This is a genomic window from Lentzea sp. NPDC020367 (genome assembly GCF_044387305.1).
In the GTDB taxonomy this organism is placed as follows: Bacteria; Actinomycetota; Actinomycetes; order Mycobacteriales; family Pseudonocardiaceae; genus Lentzea.
This window is the reverse complement of sequence record NZ_JBIRVV010000011.1, coordinates 119,469-138,928: the sequence shown is the minus strand read 5'-3', so window position 1 is coordinate 138,928 and position 19,460 is coordinate 119,469. Positions and strand designations below refer to the sequence as shown.

Genomic DNA, 19,460 nt, shown 5'->3' with positions numbered 1-19,460 from the left:
GTCCTCCTCGCGCAGGGTGAGACATTCTTTCTGATTGTCTCAGTGAGACACTTTATACATGCTGTCTCACGCTGCGGCCAACGTGAACCTGACCACCGAGCCCGAGGTGGATCCGGTCGTCGTGCACGCGCTTCGGCAGTTCCTCCGCGAGAGCCGCATCGACATGGGCGAGCTCGCCACCGAGGCCGGCATCGGCCGGGCCACGCTCTACCGCCGGTACGGCGACCGCGACCGCGTGCTGGGCGAGGTGCTGTGGGCCATCACGCAGCGGGCGTGGGCGCGCCTGTGGCTCGCCAGCCCGCAGCGGGGCATGGCCAGGGTGATCGCGGTGCTGGACCAGGCGATGCGCGACACCGTGGCCTCGCCGGCTCTGCGCGCCCTGCTCGAACGCGACCCCGAGACCGCGCTGCGGGTGCTGACCTCGCAGCGGGGAGTGGTGCAACACCGCCTCGTGGCCGGTCTGGCCGACCTCATCCGCGCCGAACGGAGCGACGACACGTCGGAGATCCCGCCGACGAAACTGGCCTACGCCGTGGTCCGGCTCGCCGAGTCCTTCTGCTACTCCGACGTCATCACCGGCGCCCCGCCGGACATCGACACCGCCACCGAGATCATCCGCAAGCTCCTCGCCTGAAGGCGGGTCGTTCAGGCAACGGGTGCCGGGGCGATCAGCTGCCGGTCCTGGCGCAACTGCCTGGCCATGTTCCAGCCCAGCACGCCGACGACCCGCCCCTGCACGACGTAGTGCGCCACGAACTTCCGCTCGTCGAGCCGCCCGTGGACGACGGACATCTCCGCACCGGCCGGGAAAACGCCGTACGCCTGGACCTTCACGTCGAACTGGTCGGTCCAGAAGTACGGCACCGGAGCGAACGGCGTCCGCTCGCCCAGCAGGGCGCGAGCCACCGCCATGCCCTGTTCGGTGGCGTTCATCCGGTGCTCGACGCGCATCAGACCGCCGAAGTGCGGGTTGAACCAGCGGGCCACGTCGCCGGCCGCGTACACGCCGTCGACGGCGCGGCAGGTGGCGTCGCACACCACGCCGTCGTCCACCGGCACCCCCGAGCCGTCCAGCCAGCCGGTGGCGGGTGCCGCGCCGATCGCCACCAGCACGACGTCCGCCCGCAGCACGGTTCCGTCGGTCAGTTCGACTCCCGACACCGCGATGTCGCCGTGCAACGCGGTCACGCCGGTCCCGGTGCGCAGCCGCACTCCCTGTTCAAGATGGAGTTCGGCGATCGCTGACGCGACTCTGTCACCGAACTGGCGCACCAGGGGCAGCGGCAGCAGGTCGACCAGCGTCACGTCCAGCCCCAGCCGTCGCGCGGACGCGGCCGCCTCCGTGCCGAGGAATCCCGCTCCGACGACCACGACAGCGGACGACCGAAGCAGGTCACCTCGCAACGCCAGCGCGTCGTCGATGGTCCGCAACACGTGCACCCCGGCGAGGTCGTGGCCGAACGGCAGTGTCCGCGGGGCCGTTCCGGTGGCGATCACCAGGCCGTCGTAGGCGATCTCCTCGCCGTTGGACAGCGTGATCGTGCGGCGGGCGAGGTCCAGTCCGCTCGCGGCACTCCCGAGCTTCAGCTCGATGTCGTGGTCCACGTACGCGGAATCGGGCCGCAGCACCGTCTTCTCCGGTTCCCACGTGCCCGCCAGGACCTGTTTGGACAGTGGCGGCCGGTCGTAGGGGAGCACCTTCTCGTCGCCGACCAGGGTGAGCCTGCCGGTGAAACCCTCGCGGCGCAGCGTCTCGGCGGTGGTGACGCCGGCCGCCGAAGCGCCGACGACGACCACCCGTTCGAGGTTGCCCACTACTTGTCCACGACGATCGCCAGCGCCGGGCACAGCAGGGCGGCGTGCTCGGTGGCCGCCTCCAGTTCCGCGGGCGGGTTCTCCACCAGCAGGACCACCATGCCGTCCTCGTCGCGCTGGTCGAACACGTCCGGTGCCGCGAGCACGCACTGGCCCGCTCCCACACAGGCGTCCACGTCGATGCGGACCTTCATCGGTTGTCCTCGCTGTCCCACGTGACGGGCAGCGACCGCACGCCGTAGACCAGCGCGTCGTTCTTGAACTCGATGTCCTCGAACGGAACCGCGAGTCGCAGCGTCGGGATGCGCTGGTGCAGGCGGGCGAACACCTCCTGCAGCTCGACCCTGGCCAGCTGCTGGCCGAGGCACTGGTGGATGCCGTAGCCGAACGCCAGGTGCGCGGTCGCCTCGCGCTTCAGGTCGATGCGATCGGGGTCTGCGAACACCGACTCGTCGCGGTTGCCTGCCGACAGAGCGGCCACGAGCCACTCCCCGGCCTTGATCGTCTCGTCGCCGATCGTCACGTCGCCGGTGGCCTGCCGCAGCACGCCGAACTGCACGATCGACAGGTACCGCAGCATCTCGTCGACGGCGGTGCCCGCGAGCCCCGGATCGGCGCGCAGGGCGGTGAGCTGGTCGGGCTGGCGCAGCAGCGCCAGCGTGCTGAGGCCGATCATGTTGGCCGTGGTCTCGTGCCCGGCGATCAGCAGGGTGATGCCGAGCGTGACCAGTTCCTCGACCGACAGCTCCTGGCCGTTCTCGCGAGACCGGACGATCAGCCTGCCCAGCAGGTCGTCGCTCGGCGCCGCCAGCTTGGTCAGCACCAGCTGGGTCATGAACCCGACGACCTCCTGGTTGGCCTGCTGCAGCGCGTCGGGGTCGCTGTTCGTGCCGATCAGCACGGCCGTCTGCTCCTGGAACCGGTCGCGGTCGGCGTAGTCGACGCCCAGCAGCTCGCAGATCACCAGCGACGGGATCGGCAACGCGAAGTCCGCCACCAGGTCGACCGGCCCGGTGCGGGCCAGCAGTGCGTCGAGGTGGTCGTCGACCAGGCCCTGGATGTAGGGGCGCATGGCCTGGATCCGCTTGACCGTGAACTCCGGCGTCAGCAGGCGCCGCAACCGGGCGTGGCCGGGGCCGTCCATGTTCAGCAGACTGCCGGGCGCCACCGGCCGGTCGAGCAGGCCGTCTGCCACGACGTGCGTGGACGGGGCCGCGTGCGAGCTGAGGTTGGGATTGCCCAGCGCCGCGCGCACGTCGTCGTACCGGCTGACCACGCGGGCGTCGACGCCGACCGGACACGCCACCGAGGCCGTGCCCTCCTGAGCGCGCAGGTCGGCGTACTCGGCGGGCGGGTCGAACGGGCAGCCGGAGTCGCGTTCGGTCGGGAACTCCCGAGAAAAAATGGCAGTCGCTGTCATATGACTGACACTGCCAGATGGCATGGCATGCCGCAACCGTGTGTCATATGGCAGTGACTGCCATGTGGCAGTGCTACCGTTCGCGGGAGACGGGGCAGGGAGGTGCGCTGTGGGCTTGCGCGAGACGAAGATGGAACGCACCCGGAGGTTCATCGCCGAGTCGGCGTTCGACCTGTTCGTCGCGCAGGGGTACGACGACACCACCATCGAGCAGATCGCCGCCGCGGCCGAGGTCGGCACGCGAACGCTGTACCGCTACTACTCCACCAAAGAGGCGCTGGTCGTCAGCTTCGTGGAGAACGGCCTCGACGCGGCGATGGACGCCTTCCTCGCCCAGCCCGACGAAACGCCGCTGTCCGAGGCGCTCTACGCCGTCGTCGACAGCGTCGAGCAGACGATCGGGGCGAACTCGGCGCGCCTGCTCGCGCTGTACGACATCTTCGACAAGACCACGGGGCTGCGGGCCGGCCTGGCCGACCTGTGCTGGAGCTGGCGGCAGCGGCTGGCCGAGGAGATCCTCCGCCGGGAGGGCGGGACCGGGGACGTGCTGCACGCCGCGCTGACCGCCGCGAGCACCATGAACGTGATCGAGGTCGTCGTGCAGACGTGGACCGCGAACGGCGGCAAGGCCGACGTCACGGACATCACCCGCGACACGCTCGACCTGTTGCACACCAAGGCGATCCCGTTCCCCAGCCCCGCAGTTCGCTAGCCGGCCGGAAGGATCTCGACGAACCCGTCGGTCCCGTTCACCCTGATCCGCTGACCGTCCTGGATCGTCCGGGTGGCCTGGTCGACGCCGACGACCGCCGGCAGTCCGTACTCCCGCGCGATCACCGCGCCGTGCGTCATCATGCCGCCGACCTCCGTCACCAGGCCCGAGATCGCCACGAACAGCGGTGACCAGCTCGGGTCTGTGTAGGCGGTGACGAGGATGTCGCCCGGCTCCAGGTCGGCGTCCGCCACGTTCAGGACGACCCTGGCCCGTCCTTCGACGGTCCCGCCGGAGACGGCCAGGCCGGAGAGCGCGCCTTCCGGCAGGTCGTCGCGCCGGTAGCTGCCGCTGATGGCCTCGCCGTCGGAGGTGAGCACGCGCGGGGGAGTGAGCACCTCGTACGACTTGAAGGCCTCCCTGCGCTCGCGGATCACCTCGCCGTAGCTCTGGCCGGTGCGCGTCAGCTCGAGAAGTTCCTGCAGCGTCAGGAAGAACGCGTCCTCTTCGGACTCCAGCAGGCCCGCGCCGGTCAGACGTCCGGCTTCCGCCAGCAACGCCAGCTTGTAGACGAAGTAACGGCTGATCATCCCGTACTTCGGGTACTCCCGATAGCCGATGAACGTGCGCACGCGGTCGATCATCCGCTTGGTGTCGGCGGCCTTCTGCTCGCCGTCGGGGAGGACGAGCAGGCGTTCCAGGACCTCCTGCTCCTTCTTCCACGCCTCCTGCCGGCCCTGGTCGAAGCGGAGCTCGGCGGCGCCCTGCTCGAAGTTCCGGACGTTGGTGAGGATCATCGGCAGGAGCGCGGACGGTTGCTCGCTCCACCGCGTCCTGGTGATGTCGATCTCGCCGACGCAGCGCATTCCGTACTTGCCGAGGTAGTCCTGGATGGCGTCGCGTGCCTCCGAACCGCCTGGGAGCCCTGGCAGTTCGTCGAGGAAGTCGTCGCCGGCGCTCTGCAGGAACGCGACGACCTCGGGGTGCGGGCGGATCGCGTCCGCGACGTCGAGCAGCGCCAGTCCCATCTCGGACGTGACGTTGTGCGGAGCGGACAGCGTCAGGGTGTCGGCGGCGTTCTTCTCGCCGAGCCAGTCGAGCAGGTTCTCGTTGAGCCACCACGTCGCCTGCATCCCGGCCATGATCACCTGGTTGCTGCGCGGGTCGAACAGGATCCGGCGCAGCTCCGCGAAGTCCGCGAGCACGAACTCGATCAGGTCCGCTCCGGACTTCCCCCGGATCTCCCGCTTCAGCACGGCGACGGACGCCTCGGCGTTGCCGATCAGCTCGGTGACGAGGTCCGGATCGGTGTCGATCTCGGCCTGCGCGGTGCCGGGGAACGACGGTCCGGCGCCGTCGCCCGCCGCGACGAAGCCGGTGCGGCCCAGGACGGTGCGCAGGGCGTCGCCCATCAGCGGATCGGACTTGTCCGCGACGTCCAGGAACGCGGCGCTGCTCTGGGGCGAGGCGAGGATCGGGGTGACGTCGACGAAGAGCCGCCCCGCCGCGATCGCCATCGGCCTGGGCGTCGTCAGCTGCCAGACGGAGAGGCCCAGCGGCTTCATGGCGTCGGTCATCATCTGCTGATGGCCGACCGAGACGTAGACGTGGTTGTCGTCGTCGCCGGTCTCCGGAACGGGGAACAGCGTCGTGATCGGCCTGCTCTGGACGATCTGGAACTCGTCGCCCGCCAGGCACCACTCGATGTCCTGGGGCCTGCCGAAGTGCTCCTCGATCCGCCGGCCGAGCCGGGTCAGCCGCACCACCTGTGCGTCCGTCAGCGTCGGTTGGCCGGTGGCGATCGCCTTCTCGATGATCTCCTCGTCGAGGACGCGGTACATGTCCGCGTTCACCAGACCGGACACGAAGGACTCACCGAGCCCGAAAACGGCTTCGACGCAGGAGATCCGGCGGCTGGACGTGACGGGGTCGGCGGTGAAGAGAACGCCGGCCGAGTCCGCGGAGACCATCTGCTGCACGACCACCGCCATCCGCACGCCGCGGTGGTCGAAACCGTTGCGCAGCCGGTAGGTCACGGCGCGCTCGGTGAACAGCGAGGCCCAGCACCGGACGACGTGCCGCAGAACCTCCTCCGTTCCCACGATGTTCAGGTACGAGTCCTGCTGACCCGCGAACGACGCGGTCGGCAGGTCCTCCGCCGTCGCGCTCGACCGGACCGCGCAGGGGATCTGCTCGCCGAGTCGTGCCAGCGCGTCCGTGATCGCCGCCGCCACTTCGCCGGGCATCTCGAGGCGTTCGATCTCCTGACGCACCTCCACACTCCGCGCGGCGATCTCCTCCCGGTCGTCCGCTGCGAGAAGTCCCAACCGGTCGAGTCGCTCGCCGATCGACGGCGCCTCCCGCAGAACCCGGTCGAACGCTTCAGTCGTCACGCAGAAGCCGGGAGGAACCTGGACGCCCTCGAATCGCGTGAGCTCTCCCAGGTTCGCTCCTTTTCCGCCACAGAGCGAAATTCGCGTGCCGTCGACTTCATCGAGACCGACCACATAGCCGCTCATCCGTTCGTTTCCCCCGATTTCTCGTCTCGCGCACTGGCACGAGCTTTGCTTCAGGCGGGAGATTGTGCGCGACGAACTGGGTCTTGCCGCAAGCCCAGGGGTGCGCTATACGTTGAAGTGGGGAGAGGAGATCTCCCCATTTTTCGTCTTCGGCCCCGGGCAATCGTTCACTCGGCCGGGTACACCTGGCGCCAGTGCGGGGGAGACGGCCGTGTCCGGCTCTAGCCTTGTCCGCCGTGGGTTCTGGTAGAAGGTGGAGCGCGGCAGCGTTGACGTTGGCGCTGGCTCTCACGTTGGCGCAACCGGCTGGGGCGGACGAGCCCCTGCTTCCCGATCTCCGCCAGGCACCGGTCGGATGTGCCGGTGGCTACGGCGGCGATCCCTCGCTGTGCCGCGACTGGGACGTCTGCCTGGTCGCCGATGCCCAGGCGCCCAACGGGGAGTGCGTGACGTCCGGTGAGATCCGGGCCGTCCGGATCCGGTTCACCACCGCGATGGACAACGTGGGCGAAGGCCCGTTGATGCTGCACGGCCGCCGGCCCGACCGGACCTCGGACGAGATGTCCGTGCGCCAGGCGTTCCAGACCTCGCGCGGCGGACCGATCCCCGGCACCTACGACGACGCCCGGCGCGCCACTGCCACGTCGATGTACTACGAGCCGACGCCCACGCACCTGCACTGGCACCTCATGGGGTTCGCGCGGATGCAGTTGCGCACGCCGGGAGGCCGGACGGTGGTCGCCGACCGCAAGAACGGCTTCTGCCTGGGCGACCGGTACCGGAACGCCGACGCGGGTCCGCTGCCCGACGCGGCCAGTCCGGAGGGCCAGCTCGCCGAACGCCTGAAGAAGAGCAACTGCGGCAGGAACGACCCGGACGCCACCGAGATGTTCGAGGGCATCTCCGCCGGCAGCGGCGACGACTACCGCAAGGGCGTCGACTTCCAGTGGCTCGACCTCACCAACGTCACCTCGGGCACCTACGACCTGGTCAACACGGTCAACTCCGACCGCACGCTCGTCGAGTCCCGCTACGACAACAACTCCTCCTCGATCTCCCTCTCGGTGCAGTGGCCGGGCGGGGCGAAGCGGCGGCCCGCGGTGATCACCGAGGCCCCCGCCGTCACGTTGCTCCGCAGCTGTCCCGGGCAGGAGCGGTGCTCGGGACAGTTCCGGGCGGACGACCTGCTCGCCCGCGCCCGCAGCGGCCCGATCCGGGAACCCGCGCCGGGCAGGCCGGAGTGCGCGGGCTGCTGCTGTTGCGACTGCCGCTGAACCGGGCGTTCGCGGAATCCTGATCGGACGGTCGCGGCCTACACTCGGTCGTCATGTCCGTCCTGCTGCGACTGCACGGCGTGCGCCCGGCCGAGGTGTCGGCCCGGTGTTCGGCGACCGCCGAGCTCATGGCGTGCCTGCACGTGCTGGCGGAACCGGGCCACCACCCGGACCGGGGCACGTGGGCGCGCAGGGTGCTCGCCGACCTGCCAGGACCTGCGGCGGCGGAGTGCGTCGCGTTCGCCCCGCTGTGGGCCCGGTTCCGCACCCGACTGATGCTGCCGCTCACGTCGGCGGGTACCGGCGACCTGGAGGCCGAGCTCGCCGAGATAGCGGATCTGGACCTCGGCGTGTTCATCCAGATGGCCGGGATGGCGATCTTCGGGCTCCGGCAGAACTTCGGCTGGCCGCTGGACGACACCGCCAGCGCGCAGGCGTTCGTCCGGGCGTGCGGGGAACGGTCCACGCGGCGCGGTGTACTGGCCGGTGAGCTCGTGGCGGATCCGGAGAGGTTCCGCGTCCGGTTGCTCGGGCTGCTGCACGTGGCGTCGGAGACGTTCTTCGGGGTGCTGTGGCGCCGGCTGCGGCCGGCTCTCGAACGATCGGCGGAGCGGGTCGAGGCGTCGCTGCGCACGGAGCCGTTGCCGCTGGTCGTGGGGTCGCTCTCGCCCAACGCCGTCATCGACGTCGCCGAGCACACCGTCGAGTTCAGCAAGCTCCAGCAGGCGGCCGTGACGGTGCGGGGGCGCGGGCTGGTGCTCGTGCCGTCCCACTTCGGGCACCCGCACCTGCTGGTCAAGGACGAGAAGCTGAAGAACTGGCCGCAGCAGCCGCCGGTCGTCGTGCAGTACCCCGCGGAGCAGCACGGGCCGCGGGGTGCGGACACCCTCGACAAGATCCGGGAGCGGATGCTCGTGCTCACCGACGCGGGCCGGCTCGAGATCTGCCGGCACCTGATCAACGAGCAGTGCACCACCACCGAGCTGGCCTGGCGGACGGGGATGACCCAGCCGCAGGTGTCCCGTCATCTGCGGCGCCTGCGCGAGGTCGGCCTGGTCGTGTCGGCGCGGCACGGGCGCACCGTTCAGCACCGCATCCAGACCAGCAGGCTCTACGGCATCGGCTACGACCTGGTCTCCGGCATCGTCGGCTGACCATTACCGCACCCCCGGTAACTCACGGCTCTTCGGCACGGGCCCGGACGCATACTTGGCGCCACTCGCCGCCCGACGTCCCCAGGAGTGCCGATGAAGACGCTTCGCCGCCTGCTCGCCGCAGCGCTCGTGGTGTCCACAGTGGCCGGATGCGCCGCCAAGGCCACTGTGGACACGACCACCCCTCGTCGCGGTGGGGAGCTGGTGATCGCGAGCATGCCCACCGCGCTCGACCCGGTGTACTCGACGCTGCGGAGCAACTGGCTCGCCGCCGCGACGATGTGCGAGGGGCTCTGGGAGAACGACGCCCGCATGGTCGTGCACAACGGACTGGTCCAGGACTACGAGTACGACGGCGCCACCACCTACACCGTCCGCCTACGCGGGGGAGTCACGTTCCACGACGGCCAGCCGTTGCGCGCCGAGGACGTCGTGGCATCGCTGAAGCGGTACGCGGGGAGCAGCCCCGGCGCGACGTTCGGCAAGATCCTCGACACCGTCTCCGCAGCCGGCGACCTGACCGTCGTCATCAAGCTCAAGCAGCCCAGCTCCGCCGTTCCCGCGCTGCTGTCCACTCCGGACACCGCCGCGTACGTCATGCCCGCGCGGCTCGTGGCCGGCGTGCCGCCGAACAAGCCCTTGCCGCGCATCGTCTGCACGGGTCCGTACAAGCTCCGCGAGTTCGTACCGGACCGGCAGGTGGTGCTCGACCGCTTCGACGGCTACCGGGCCCGCGCCGAGCCGTCGGACGGTGCCAGCGGCGCGAAGACCGCCTACGCCGACCGCATCAAGTTCGTGCCCTACAACGAGTCCAACGTCCTGAACCAGCTGCGGACCGACGCCGTCGACATCGCGCCGTCCGGGCCGTTGATGGACCAGCTGCCGAGCTACCGGCGCGACGACAAGCTGAACCCGGTCGTCGTGCCGGGCGGCCAGTTCCGGCTCGTGCAGTTCAACCTCAAGCAGGGACCGGCGACGAACCTCAAGTTGCGCCAAGCCGTTCAGCGCGCGCTGGACCCGAAGCAGATCGCCCTGCAGAGCCTAGGCTCCACCGAGAACTTCCTCGACGACTCCGGCATGTTCCTGGACACCTCGCCGTGGCATTCGACCGCGGGAAGCCAGATCTACCGGGCGGCCCCGGACGTCGAGGGCGCGCGGAAGGCGTTGGCGGAGGCGGGCTACGACGGCACGCCGTTGCGGGTGCTCTACCGGCCCAGCCGCGACCCGCACGCCGAACTCGTCCGCCAGCAACTTGCCGCCGCCGGGATCACCGTGTCGTTGCAGGCCACCGACGAGACCAGCTTCACCTCGCGGCGTGCCGACCCGGCGCAGTGGGACATGTTCCTCGCCACCGGCACCAGCTACTCCGACCCGTTGACGGTGGTGTTCTTCAGCTCCGGCTTCCCCGGCTGGTGGAACACCCCGGCGAAGAACGCGCTCATGAACCGCATCCTCTCCGGCGCCGACGAACCCGCCCGGCAGGCCGCGTGGACCGAACTGCAGGAGCTCGTCTGGACCGATCTCCCGTTCGTGAAGCTCGGCTTCGAGGGGAACCTCGCCGTCACCAGCACGCGCATCGGCGGGTTCACGCCGGCGCTCGGCACGGTCCGCGGCTTCTACAACGTCTGGCTCGGTCGCTAGCTCACCTCGTACGAAGGAATCCCATGCTGCGACAACGTTTCCGCGACCTGATGCGCGATCGGACCGCGATGGCGGGGGCCGCGCTGCTCGGGCTGATGGTCGTGCTCGCCCTGCTGGCCCCGCTGCTCGGCGGCGACCCCTACCGCGTCGATCCCACCAGCACGTTGCGCCCGCCCGGTGCGGGCCACTGGTTCGGCACCGACGAGAAGGGCCGCGACCTCTGGACGATGGTGGTCCACGGAGCCCGCACGTCCCTGGGCATCGGCGCCGTCACCACCGCGCTCGCCGTCTGCACCGGCTACGTGCTGGGGGTGCTGTGCGGTTACTTCCGCTGGGTCGACGCCGTGGTGATGCGGGTGGTGGACGGCCTGATGTCGTTCCCCTCGATCGTGCTGGTGATCAGCCTGGTCGGGGTGCTGGGCGACGGCGTCGCCACGATGATCACCGGGCTGACCGTCGTGCTGATCCCGATGGTGACCCGCGTCGTGCGCGGTGCGGCGCTCGCGGTGAAGGCGATGCCGATGGTGGAGTCGACGACCTCACTGGGATCGCGGACGAGCTGGGTGCTGCTCCGCTACGTCGCGCCGGAGGCGTTGTCGGTGACGATCGTGCAGGCGGCGCTGGCGTTCTCGGTGACCGTGCTGTCCGTGGCGGCGCTGAGCTTCCTCGGCATCGGGTTGCCTCCCGACGTGCCGAGCTGGGGCACCAGCCTGTCGGCCGCCCAGCAGTACTTCTACTCGGCCTGGTGGATCGGGGTGTTCCCGGGCCTCGCGATCGTGCTGACCGTGCTCGGGCTCGTGCTGCTCGGCGACGGCCTCCGCGACGTGTTCGACCCCCGGTCGGCGAGGAAGTGAGAACCCCGTGACCAACTACCTCCTCAAGCGCCTCGGCGCGCTGCTGCCCACCGTCGCCGTTCCGATGGTGCTCCTGTTCGTCATGCTGCGCCTGGCACCCGGTGACCCGGCGGCGGCCATCGCGGGCGACGCCGCGACCTCGGAGGAGATCGCGGAGGTCCGGACCAGGCTCGGACTGGACGCCTCGCTCTGGGAGCAGTTCCTCACCTGGCTCGGCAGGGTCGTGCGGCTCGACTTCGGGAACTCGCTGTTCGCGGATCAGGCGGTGTCGGGCCTCGTGGCCGAGCACGCGCTGGTCACGGTGCAGCTCACCGTTCTCGCGCTCGCCGTGGCGGTGCTGATCGGCCCGGTCCTCGGCATCGCGGCAGGCACCCGCAGGCACGGTCTCCTCGACCGGGTGCTGGTCTTCGGGTCGTCGGTCGGGATCGCGTTGCCGAGCTTCTGGCTCGCCGTCCTGCTGATCGCGGTGTTCGGCGTGGTGTGGCAGGTCTTCCCGGTGGCGGGGTACGTCTCGTTCACCGAGGACCCCCTGCTGTTCCTGCACCACCTGGCGTTGCCGGCGATCTCACTGGGACTGCTGGAGGCGGCCACGCTGTTCCGGTACAGCCGGGCCGGGGTGCTGGACTCGCTGCACCAGCCGTTCGTGACGACCGCGCGGTCGATGGGACTGCCCGAACGCACGGTGATCCGCAAGTACGTGTTCCGCGCGGCCGTGGTGCCGATGGTGACCGTCGTCGGGCTGACCACCGGCTCGCTGATGGGCGGGGCCGTGGTCACCGAGTCGATCTTCTCGATCCCGGGGCTGGGCCAGTTGCTGCTGACCGCGGTGCAACGCCGCGACTACCCGGTGATCGAGGGCTGCATCTTCTTCATCGCCGTGGTCTACGTCCTGCTCAACCTCGTGATCGACCTGCTCTATTCGCTGCTCGACCCGCGCATCCGCTACTGAGGAGTCGGCGTGCACACCACAACAGAGCCAGTACTGCGCGTGTCCGGGCTCTCGGCGCGCGTCGGAGACCTGTCCTTGGTCAGGGACGTCGGCTTCGAAGTCCACCGTGGACGGACGCTCGCCGTCGTTGGCGAGTCCGGATCGGGCAAGAGCATCACCGCCGCCGCCGTGATGGGCATCCTGCCGCCCCAGATCACGGCGGAGGGCTCGGTGTTCTTCGACGGCACGGAGCTGCTCGGCGAGCCGGCGAGACGACGCCGTGCCCGTGGGGGAGCGGAGATCGGTTACGTGTTCCAGGAACCGATGAGCGCCCTGCACCCGTTGCTGCGCATAGGAACCCAGATGATCCGCCCGCTGCGCCACCACCTCGGACTTGGTCGCCGGGAGGCCCGTGATTGTGCTCTCGAACTGCTGGAGCAGGTCGGGCTGGGTGGCGAACGGAAGGTGCTCGACGCGTACGTGCACGAGTTGTCCGGCGGCATGCGGCAACGCGTCATGATCGCCATGGCGATCTCGTGCGGTCCCCGGTTGCTGCTCGCCGACGAACCGACGACGGCGCTCGATCCCACCGTGCAGCAACAGATCCTGCGGCTGCTCGTGCGGCTGCGCGAGGAGCTCGACCTCGCCCTCGTGCTGATCAGTCACGACCTCGGCCTGGTCGCCCGCTACAGCGACGAGGTGCTGGTGATGTACGACGGACGGGTCGTCGAACAGGGCCCCACCGCGCAGATCATCGAGCAACCCGAACAGCCCTACACCCGTGCGCTGATCGACGCGGCACCCCGGCTCGGCCGCCGCGTCGACCGGCTGCCGACGATCGACCGCGCGGTGCTGGACCAGACCCGTGCGATGGCGGGAGGCGCGTGATGGACGTGGTGCTGGACCTCGACGGTGTCGGCAAGGACTTCGCCGCCGGACCGTTCTTCGCGCGCCGCCGCACGGCCGCCGTCACCGAGGTGAGCCTCCAGGTGCACGCCGGCCGGACGGTCGGCCTGGTGGGGGAGTCGGGCAGCGGCAAGTCGACGCTCGGCCGCATGGCCGTCGGCCTGCTGACGCCGGACCGCGGCCGGGTGACCGTGCACGGTCAGGCCCTGTCCTCGTTGACACCGAAGAAGATGCGCCCGTTCCGGCGGACGATGCAGATGGTCTTCCAGGACTCGTCCAACTCGCTCAACCCCCGGATGACCCTGGAGGACCTGCTCGTCGAACCGTTCCGCGCGCAGGACCTGCACACCCGTGCCGAACGCCGGCACCGCGCCGCCGCCCTGGCCGACGAGGTCGGGCTCGCCCGCACCGGCCTCGGCAGGCTGCCGCACGAGTTCTCCGGTGGCCAGCGGCAGCGCATCTCGATCGCCAGGGCCCTCGCGCTCGAACCGGACCTCCTCGTCGCCGACGAACCCGTCTCCGCGCTCGACGTCTCGGTCCAGGCCCAGATCCTGAACCTGTTCAAGGACATCCAGCAGGCGCGGGGCTTCGCGATGCTGTTCGTCTCCCACGACATGGCGGTGGTCGAGTTCATCAGCGACCAGGTCGCCGTGATGCGCGCCGGCGCGCTCGTCGAGTTCGGCAGCCGTGACGAGATCTTCGACTCCCCGCGCGAGCCCTACACGCGGACTCTGCTCGACGCCGCACCTTCCCTGTGACGGCACAGAAGAAAGGACCTGCATGTTCGTCAACGCGGCCATCGTCACCGGCCCGCACCCGGACGTCCCCGGCTCCCGCGCCGTCGTGCTGGAGCCCTACGGCACCGACCGGCTGGCGCGCTACGACTACGTCCAGGAGGAGTACCTGGTCTCCGGCGAGGCAGCCGGAACCCCCTACGGCACCAGGATCCTGATCCGCCGCCCGGCTGACCCGGCCCGGTTCAGCGGCACCGTGATCGCCGAGGCGAGTCACATCTGGGGCGGCACTTCGGTGTGGCGCGCGATCAACCGGTTCGTCATGCGGAACAACCACGTCTGGGTCGAGATCGACTCGCAGGCACCGTCGGCGATGGGCCTGATCGCCGGAGCCGCCCCGGACCGGTACCGCACGTTCACGTTCGCGGAAAGCCCGCTCTCCCAACAGTTCGCCGCCACCATTCCGTTCTCGCCGGACGCGGACTACGCCGACGTGGTCGCGGAGTACGACAGCTTCATGCGGCGGTGGTGGGACGCGACACCGCAGTCGCCGGAGATCCTGGCCCAGGTCTCCGCCGCGTTGCGCGAAGGCCTGCCCGGCGGCGGGATCAAGGCCCGCAAGGTCTACCTCGGCGGCATCTCGCAGACCGGCGGCGTCGTGCGCGAGTTCGTCCGCCACCACCACAACCGCCTGCGACTGCCCGGCGACGCACCCGCGTTCGACGGCTACCTGCCGGGAGCGTCTGGAGGCCCCGCCCTGCCCGACATCGACGTCCCGGTGATCGAGGTGCTCGGTGAGGCGGAGTTCCAGAGCGTCCGCCGCCGCTGCGGGGTGGGCGGCCAGGTGCGCGGCCTGAGCCACCGCCGTCCTGACAGCGCGAGCTTCCGCCTGTACGAGGTGGCCGGCATGGCCCACCGGGAGACCAGGGAGATGTCCGCCGCGGACCGCGAACGGCTGGCCGGCTGCCCGCTCCCGTCCGGAGCGAGGTGGAGCACCTTCCCGAACAGCCACGTCCACCACGCGCTGTGGCAGGCACTGCTGGACTGGTCGGACACCGGCCGGGCACCGGCGCCGAGCAAGGTGCTCGCCACCGAGGGGGACACCGACGAGATCCTGCGCGACGAGCACGGCAACGCACGCGGCGGCTGGCGCACCACCTACGTGGACGTGCCGACGTCCACGCTGACCGCCGCGACCCCGCTCGGCCGCCCCAGCTGGTACCACGGCAACGAGATCCCCTTCGACCCCACGACGTTCGAGCAGCTGTACGGCGACGTCGAGAGGTGGCAGCGGAAGGTCGCGGACCGGCTGGAGCAGTACCTGCAGGAGCAGACCTACCTGCCGATCGACGCCGAGGAGCTGCGGCGCTGAGCACCCGGCCACATGTTCACGTCGCTGAAACCAACGTGGTGCCCGCGCCGACATAGTGTCTCGCCATCCTCGACGAAATTGATCCATTCATCGGAACGGCTGCCACCTCACTGCCCGCGGCGCAGGGGCTGGCGGCCACCTGGTGGTGGCCGAAAGCGCAGGTGGGCAACACCCACCCCGGCGCGACGTCCCCGCTGGGCATGGTGTCCGCCTGCGCCTACTCCGGTGCCTATCCGACCGGATACGGCCTCTACATGAAGAACACCGAGGGACAGCCGGAGGAGCTGTTCGACCGGCTGCAGGCGTCCGGTTTCACGCACTTCCAGCAGTCCGGCACCGGTGCGATCCGCAAGTACTACAACTACGTGCGGGTGACCCCGATGGTGCAGCAGCTGGACGTCCTCGGCGAGGCCTGGCCGCTGCATGACGAGACCGCTGAGGCCGGGTACTACGCGGCCACTCTCGACACCGGCATTCGCTGTGAGGTCACCGTCGGCGCCAAGGTCGCCGTCCACCGGTACGTCTTCCCCGAGCATCGCAGCGCACGGGTCGTCGTCGACCTGTCCAGCGGTGGACTGGCCATCGACCTCGGCCGCACGGTGCCGCTGCGCGCGCACGTGGAAAGCCTGGGCAACGGCCGCGCCCAGGGCACGGTGGTCGTCGAAGGCGTGCCGCTGTCGGTGTACATCAGGGTCGACAGTCCGGGCTGGCGGCAGATGCTCTGGCACGACCGCCGGCTGATCGAGGGTGGCACGCGGCTCGACTTCGACCGCATCAGGCAGACCACGCTGCGCCCGTTCGGGATGCTCTACATGGGCCCCACCACCGCGGGGCAGAGCGTCGAGATCCAGATCGGGTTCTCGCTGCGCGGCTGTGACCAGGCTCGGGAGAACCTGTATCGCGAATGCGGTGACGGGCCGACGGCGTTCGACCTCGTCCGGGCGCAGACCAAGGCCCGGTGGCGCGACCACGTGGGCCGGGTGGAGGTCGAGGGCGGGTCACCGGCCAGGCGGCAGGTGTTCGCGACGGCCCTGTACCACTCGCTGATCAAGCCGTGCTTCGCCGACGACGAGAGTCCGTTCTGGCCGTCGTCCGGGCCCTTCGTGTTCGACATCTGCACGATGTGGGACATCTACAAGACCCAGCTGCCGTTGCTCATGGCCATCTGCCCGGACAAGGCGGTCGATCTCCTGGAGTCGCTGATCCGGGTCTGCGAGGAGGAAGGCAACTTCCCCATCGGCTACCGGATGGCCCGCGGCGCGGACAGGTTCTTCCGGCAGGCGAGCGCGCTGGTCCACACCGCGCTGGCCGACGCGCACGCCCTCGGCCTCGGCGACCTGGACTGGACCTGGGCGCTGGTGCACATGTACGACGACCTGCGCCGGATGTACGGCGAGGACTTCTACGAGCACGGCGTCGTGCACCCGATCTCGCACACGCTCGACCTCGCCTACGCCTGCCACTGCACCTCCGGCGTCGCCCGGTCCCTGAACGACGTCCAGCTCGCCGACGACCTCGACGCACGCAGCCGCCTGTGGTCCAACGCGTTCGACCCGGACACCGGCCTGCTGCTCGACTCGTCGTTCTACGAGGGCGGCAAGTGGAACTACTCGTTCCGGCTGCTGCACGACATGGCCGCGAGGATCGCGATGGTCGGCGGGAACGAGGCCTTCGTCAGCACGCTCGACGCGTTCTTCGGCTACGGCGCCCCGCGGGTGGCGCAGCCCGGCAGGCGGCCCGGCGCGGCGGAGATGGCGGCCGGCTACCTGCTGAACCGGTTCGAGGGGCTGAACAACGAGCCGGACATGGAAGCGCCGTGGTCGTATCACTACGCGGCTCGGCCGGACCGCACGGCCGAGATCGTGCACGCGGCGCTGACCTGGCAGTTCGGCACCGGTCGCGGCGGCCTTCCTGGCAACGACGACTCGGGTGGGCTGAGCTCCTGGTACGTGTGGGCCTCGCTCGGCCTGTTCCCGGTCGCCGGGCAGAACCTGTTCCTCGTCAACGCGCCCGCCTTCAGCCACGCCACCCTGCACCTCGGCGACCGCGACTTCGTCGTCGAGACGCGTGGACACCGCGAGACGTCCATCAGTTCCGACGGGGTGGAAGAGCACCCGCCGCCGCAGTACGTGCAGTCCGCCCGGCTGAACGGCAAGCCACTGGACGCGGCGCACCTGCGCGCGTCCGACGTCCACGCCGGCGGCCGGTTGTTGCTCGAACTAGGCCCCCAGCCCTCGGAGTGGGGACGCAAGATCCTTCCGCCGTCAGTGTCCGACCCGCTCGGAAAGGGGGCTCGCACATGAGCAGGCCACACCGCCGTCTCGTCATCGTGGTCCGGGCCGACCCAGTCATCTGCGGTCACTCCGGAGAAGCCCGCAACCTGGCAGAGGCCGCGCTCACCCGCGGCTTCGACGACGTCCGGTTGCTCACCTGGCCGATACCCCTGCTGCAGGCGGCAGGTCTGCCGCTCAAGCCGCTGGACCGGATCATGCCCTACAGCGAGGGCATCACCGTGGAACGGCCGGAGCCGGTCGGCGACTACCGCGTACCCGACGGCCGCTACCTGGCCGGGCTGACGGGACGCCTGGTCGAACTGCTCGCCGAGCCGGTCCCGACCACCTGCGTGTCGATGTACCTGGCTCCCCACGACGCCGTGGTGCGCGACGCCGTCGACGCGGCCCGCGCGGCCGGCTACGCACCGGACGTCCACACCATCGCGAAGGCGGTCGGCTCGGACGTCACCAACGTGATCCGCTCGTGCCTGAAGGAGCGGCGGTTCGGGGCGGCCGTGGTCCTGTTCACCCGGTTCCTCGCCAACGACCAGGTGATCGCCGTGTCGGAGTACACCAGGCAGGAGATCATCGCCTGCGCGGAGGCCGTCGACGCGCACTGCGGCACCAGGTTCGCCCGCCAGTGCGTGCGCCGGATAACGGTCAGCTACCCGCCGATCGACACCTCGGCCTACCTCGACCTCGATCCGGCACTCGTGGACACCGCCCTGTCGCGCCGCGGCCTCGAACGTGACGGGTACGTGCTGTTCCTGTCCCGGGTGACCAGGGCCAAGGGCATCTACGACCTGGTGGACGCGTTCGCCCGGAGCGAGGCGCGGTCGCGGCTGAAGCTCGTGATCGCCGGCAACGGCCCCGAGTTGGAACACCTCCAGGCGATCACCCGGCACGACGACCGGATCGTCTTCCTGACCGATGTGGAGGACGAGGAGAAGCCGCTGCTGATGAACGGCTGTGCCGTGTACGCGCTGCCGACCAAGCCCGAACCGGACTTCGTCGAGACCTTCGGCATCGCGCTGACCGAGAAGATGCTCGCGGGCGGCGGTCCGGTGATCACGACGACCACCGGTGGCGTCGGGGAGGCGGTGGGCGGGACGGCGATCCTCGTCGAGGCTGGGAACGCCGCGCACATCGCGGCCGCGATCGACCGGGTGGTGCTCGACATGTCGGCCGAGGAGCGGCAGGTCATGGCGGATCGGGCACGCGAGCACGCCCTGTCGTTCGATCGTGTGCGGGTGTTCGACGGCCTCTTCGCCACGTCCAACCCGCCTGTCGTCCTGACGGGTTGAACCCCAGCAGCCCCGGTGTTTCTCCTACCGCTGGCCGCGGTATTCGCTCGCCTTGCCCATGATCCACGTGACGGCCTCCGCGGACGACAGCCGTCCGCGTGACCCGTGCAGCAGCAGAGGAGCGTCGCGCCAGACCTGCGTCCACGCGTCGAGCGCGGCCTGGTCGGCCTGGCCGTCCTCCCGGTGCGGTGCGCCCAGGACCAGGCGGTAGAACGGCACCGCCAGAAGGTCGTAGACCTGCCCGAACGCGGTCCGGTCGCCGCCTGCGACAGCGGTCATCAGTTCGCCCAGGCCTGTTCGTTCACGAGCGGACGTGCCGTCCGGCGTCTGTGCGCCGGCCGGGCGCGATCGTGAGCTCACGATGTCCTGAATCTCCTTGAACCGCAGGCGGGCGTTGCTTGCGAGGCCGTTGCGCAGCAGTGCTTTTGCCGCGCCCGCACCAACGCTATTGCCGCGCACGGCGGCCTGCATGACGGCCAGCCGGTCCAGCGGAGTGGTGCGGCTCACCCCGGCTCGTGAGCCGGGATGAACGCCATCGCCGGGGCAGGCGTATC

Annotated in this window: 17 protein-coding genes; 12 read left to right on the top strand and 5 right to left on the bottom strand. The window is 69.9% G+C overall.

The annotated features are described in order from the left end of the window. Nucleotides 1-58 precede the first annotated feature (58 nt). Nucleotides 59-634: a QsdR family transcriptional regulator gene (locus ACH413_RS35390; RefSeq protein WP_360038469.1), complete on the top strand. Its 576-nt coding sequence runs from the start codon at nucleotides 59-61 to the stop codon at nucleotides 632-634. An 11-nt stretch (nucleotides 635-645) separates the two neighbouring features. On the opposite strand, the gene ACH413_RS35385 is transcribed toward ACH413_RS35390, so the two are convergent. The 3 genes from ACH413_RS35385 to ACH413_RS35375 are packed head-to-tail and all read right to left on the bottom strand — an operon-like array spanning nucleotide 646 to nucleotide 3,235. Further along, nucleotides 646-1,815, bottom strand: coding sequence for an FAD-dependent oxidoreductase (locus ACH413_RS35385; protein WP_360038466.1), 1,170 nt, complete (start codon nucleotides 1,813-1,815; stop codon nucleotides 646-648). Continuing rightward, nucleotides 1,815-2,009, bottom strand: a complete 195-nt coding sequence (locus ACH413_RS35380) for a ferredoxin (protein ID WP_360038463.1) — start codon at nucleotides 2,007-2,009, stop codon at nucleotides 1,815-1,817. Before ACH413_RS35380 ends, ACH413_RS35385 begins: the two co-directional genes overlap by 1 nt. After that, nucleotides 2,006-3,235 (bottom strand): cytochrome P450, encoded by a 1,230-nt coding sequence (locus ACH413_RS35375; protein WP_360038460.1) that lies wholly within the window; start codon nucleotides 3,233-3,235, stop codon nucleotides 2,006-2,008. The genes ACH413_RS35380 and ACH413_RS35375 overlap by 4 nt, the downstream gene beginning before the upstream one ends. Nucleotides 3,236-3,344: 109 nt before the next feature. Here ACH413_RS35375 and ACH413_RS35370 point away from each other — a divergent pair, with 109 nt between their 5' ends. Beyond that, a complete protein-coding gene (locus tag ACH413_RS35370; protein ID WP_360038457.1) occupies nucleotides 3,345-3,947 on the top strand; it encodes a TetR/AcrR family transcriptional regulator in 603 nt (200 codons plus the stop codon). On the opposite strand, the gene rph is transcribed toward ACH413_RS35370, so the two are convergent. After that, nucleotides 3,944-6,466 carry a rifamycin-inactivating phosphotransferase gene (rph, locus tag ACH413_RS35365; protein ID WP_360038454.1) on the bottom strand — a complete coding sequence of 841 codons (2,523 nt, stop codon included), beginning with the start codon at nucleotides 6,464-6,466 and terminating at the stop codon, nucleotides 3,944-3,946. The genes ACH413_RS35370 and rph overlap by 4 nt on opposite strands. Before the next feature lie 236 nt (nucleotides 6,467-6,702). Here rph and ACH413_RS35360 point away from each other — a divergent pair, with 236 nt between their 5' ends. From ACH413_RS35360 to ACH413_RS35315, 10 genes are all read left to right on the top strand, one after another. Next, the gene (locus ACH413_RS35360; protein ID WP_396425427.1) at nucleotides 6,703-7,740 is read left to right on the top strand and encodes a lysyl oxidase family protein; all 1,038 of its coding nucleotides are present in this window, start codon (nucleotides 6,703-6,705) and stop codon (nucleotides 7,738-7,740) included. A gap of 53 nt (nucleotides 7,741-7,793) precedes the next feature. After that, nucleotides 7,794-8,894, top strand: coding sequence for a DUF5937 family protein (locus ACH413_RS35355; protein WP_360038448.1), 1,101 nt, complete (start codon nucleotides 7,794-7,796; stop codon nucleotides 8,892-8,894). 93 nt (nucleotides 8,895-8,987) lie between these two features. Further along, on the top strand, nucleotides 8,988-10,535 hold the full coding sequence (locus ACH413_RS35350; protein ID WP_360038446.1) for an ABC transporter substrate-binding protein: 1,548 nt from the start codon (nucleotides 8,988-8,990) through the stop codon (nucleotides 10,533-10,535). A gap of 23 nt (nucleotides 10,536-10,558) precedes the next feature. After that, the gene (locus ACH413_RS35345) at nucleotides 10,559-11,389 is read left to right on the top strand and encodes an ABC transporter permease (RefSeq protein ID WP_360038443.1); all 831 of its coding nucleotides are present in this window, start codon (nucleotides 10,559-10,561) and stop codon (nucleotides 11,387-11,389) included. A 7-nt stretch (nucleotides 11,390-11,396) separates the two neighbouring features. Then, nucleotides 11,397-12,338, top strand: coding sequence for an ABC transporter permease (locus ACH413_RS35340; RefSeq protein ID WP_360038440.1), 942 nt, complete (start codon nucleotides 11,397-11,399; stop codon nucleotides 12,336-12,338). A 9-nt stretch (nucleotides 12,339-12,347) separates the two neighbouring features. Then, nucleotides 12,348-13,205, top strand: coding sequence for an ABC transporter ATP-binding protein (locus ACH413_RS35335; protein ID WP_360038438.1), 858 nt, complete (start codon nucleotides 12,348-12,350; stop codon nucleotides 13,203-13,205). Beyond that, entirely contained in the window at nucleotides 13,205-13,981 is a 777-nt protein-coding gene (locus ACH413_RS35330) for an ATP-binding cassette domain-containing protein (RefSeq protein ID WP_360038435.1), read from the top strand. The genes ACH413_RS35335 and ACH413_RS35330 overlap by 1 nt, the downstream gene beginning before the upstream one ends. A 22-nt stretch (nucleotides 13,982-14,003) precedes the next feature. After that, nucleotides 14,004-15,329 (top strand): alpha/beta hydrolase domain-containing protein, encoded by a 1,326-nt coding sequence (locus ACH413_RS35325; protein ID WP_360038432.1) that lies wholly within the window; start codon nucleotides 14,004-14,006, stop codon nucleotides 15,327-15,329. Nucleotides 15,330-15,394: 65 nt separating this feature from the next. After that, nucleotides 15,395-17,632 (top strand): glycoside hydrolase domain-containing protein, encoded by a 2,238-nt coding sequence (locus ACH413_RS35320; RefSeq protein WP_360038788.1) that lies wholly within the window; start codon nucleotides 15,395-15,397, stop codon nucleotides 17,630-17,632. Next, nucleotides 17,629-18,906 carry a glycosyltransferase gene (locus ACH413_RS35315; RefSeq protein ID WP_360038429.1) on the top strand — a complete coding sequence of 426 codons (1,278 nt, stop codon included), beginning with the start codon at nucleotides 17,629-17,631 and terminating at the stop codon, nucleotides 18,904-18,906. Before ACH413_RS35320 ends, ACH413_RS35315 begins: the two co-directional genes overlap by 4 nt. 24 nt (nucleotides 18,907-18,930) lie before the next feature. On the opposite strand, the gene ACH413_RS35310 is transcribed toward ACH413_RS35315, so the two are convergent. After that, nucleotides 18,931-19,413 carry a hypothetical protein gene (locus ACH413_RS35310; RefSeq protein ID WP_360038427.1) on the bottom strand — a complete coding sequence of 161 codons (483 nt, stop codon included), beginning with the start codon at nucleotides 19,411-19,413 and terminating at the stop codon, nucleotides 18,931-18,933. Between the last annotated feature and the right edge of the window lie 47 nt (nucleotides 19,414-19,460).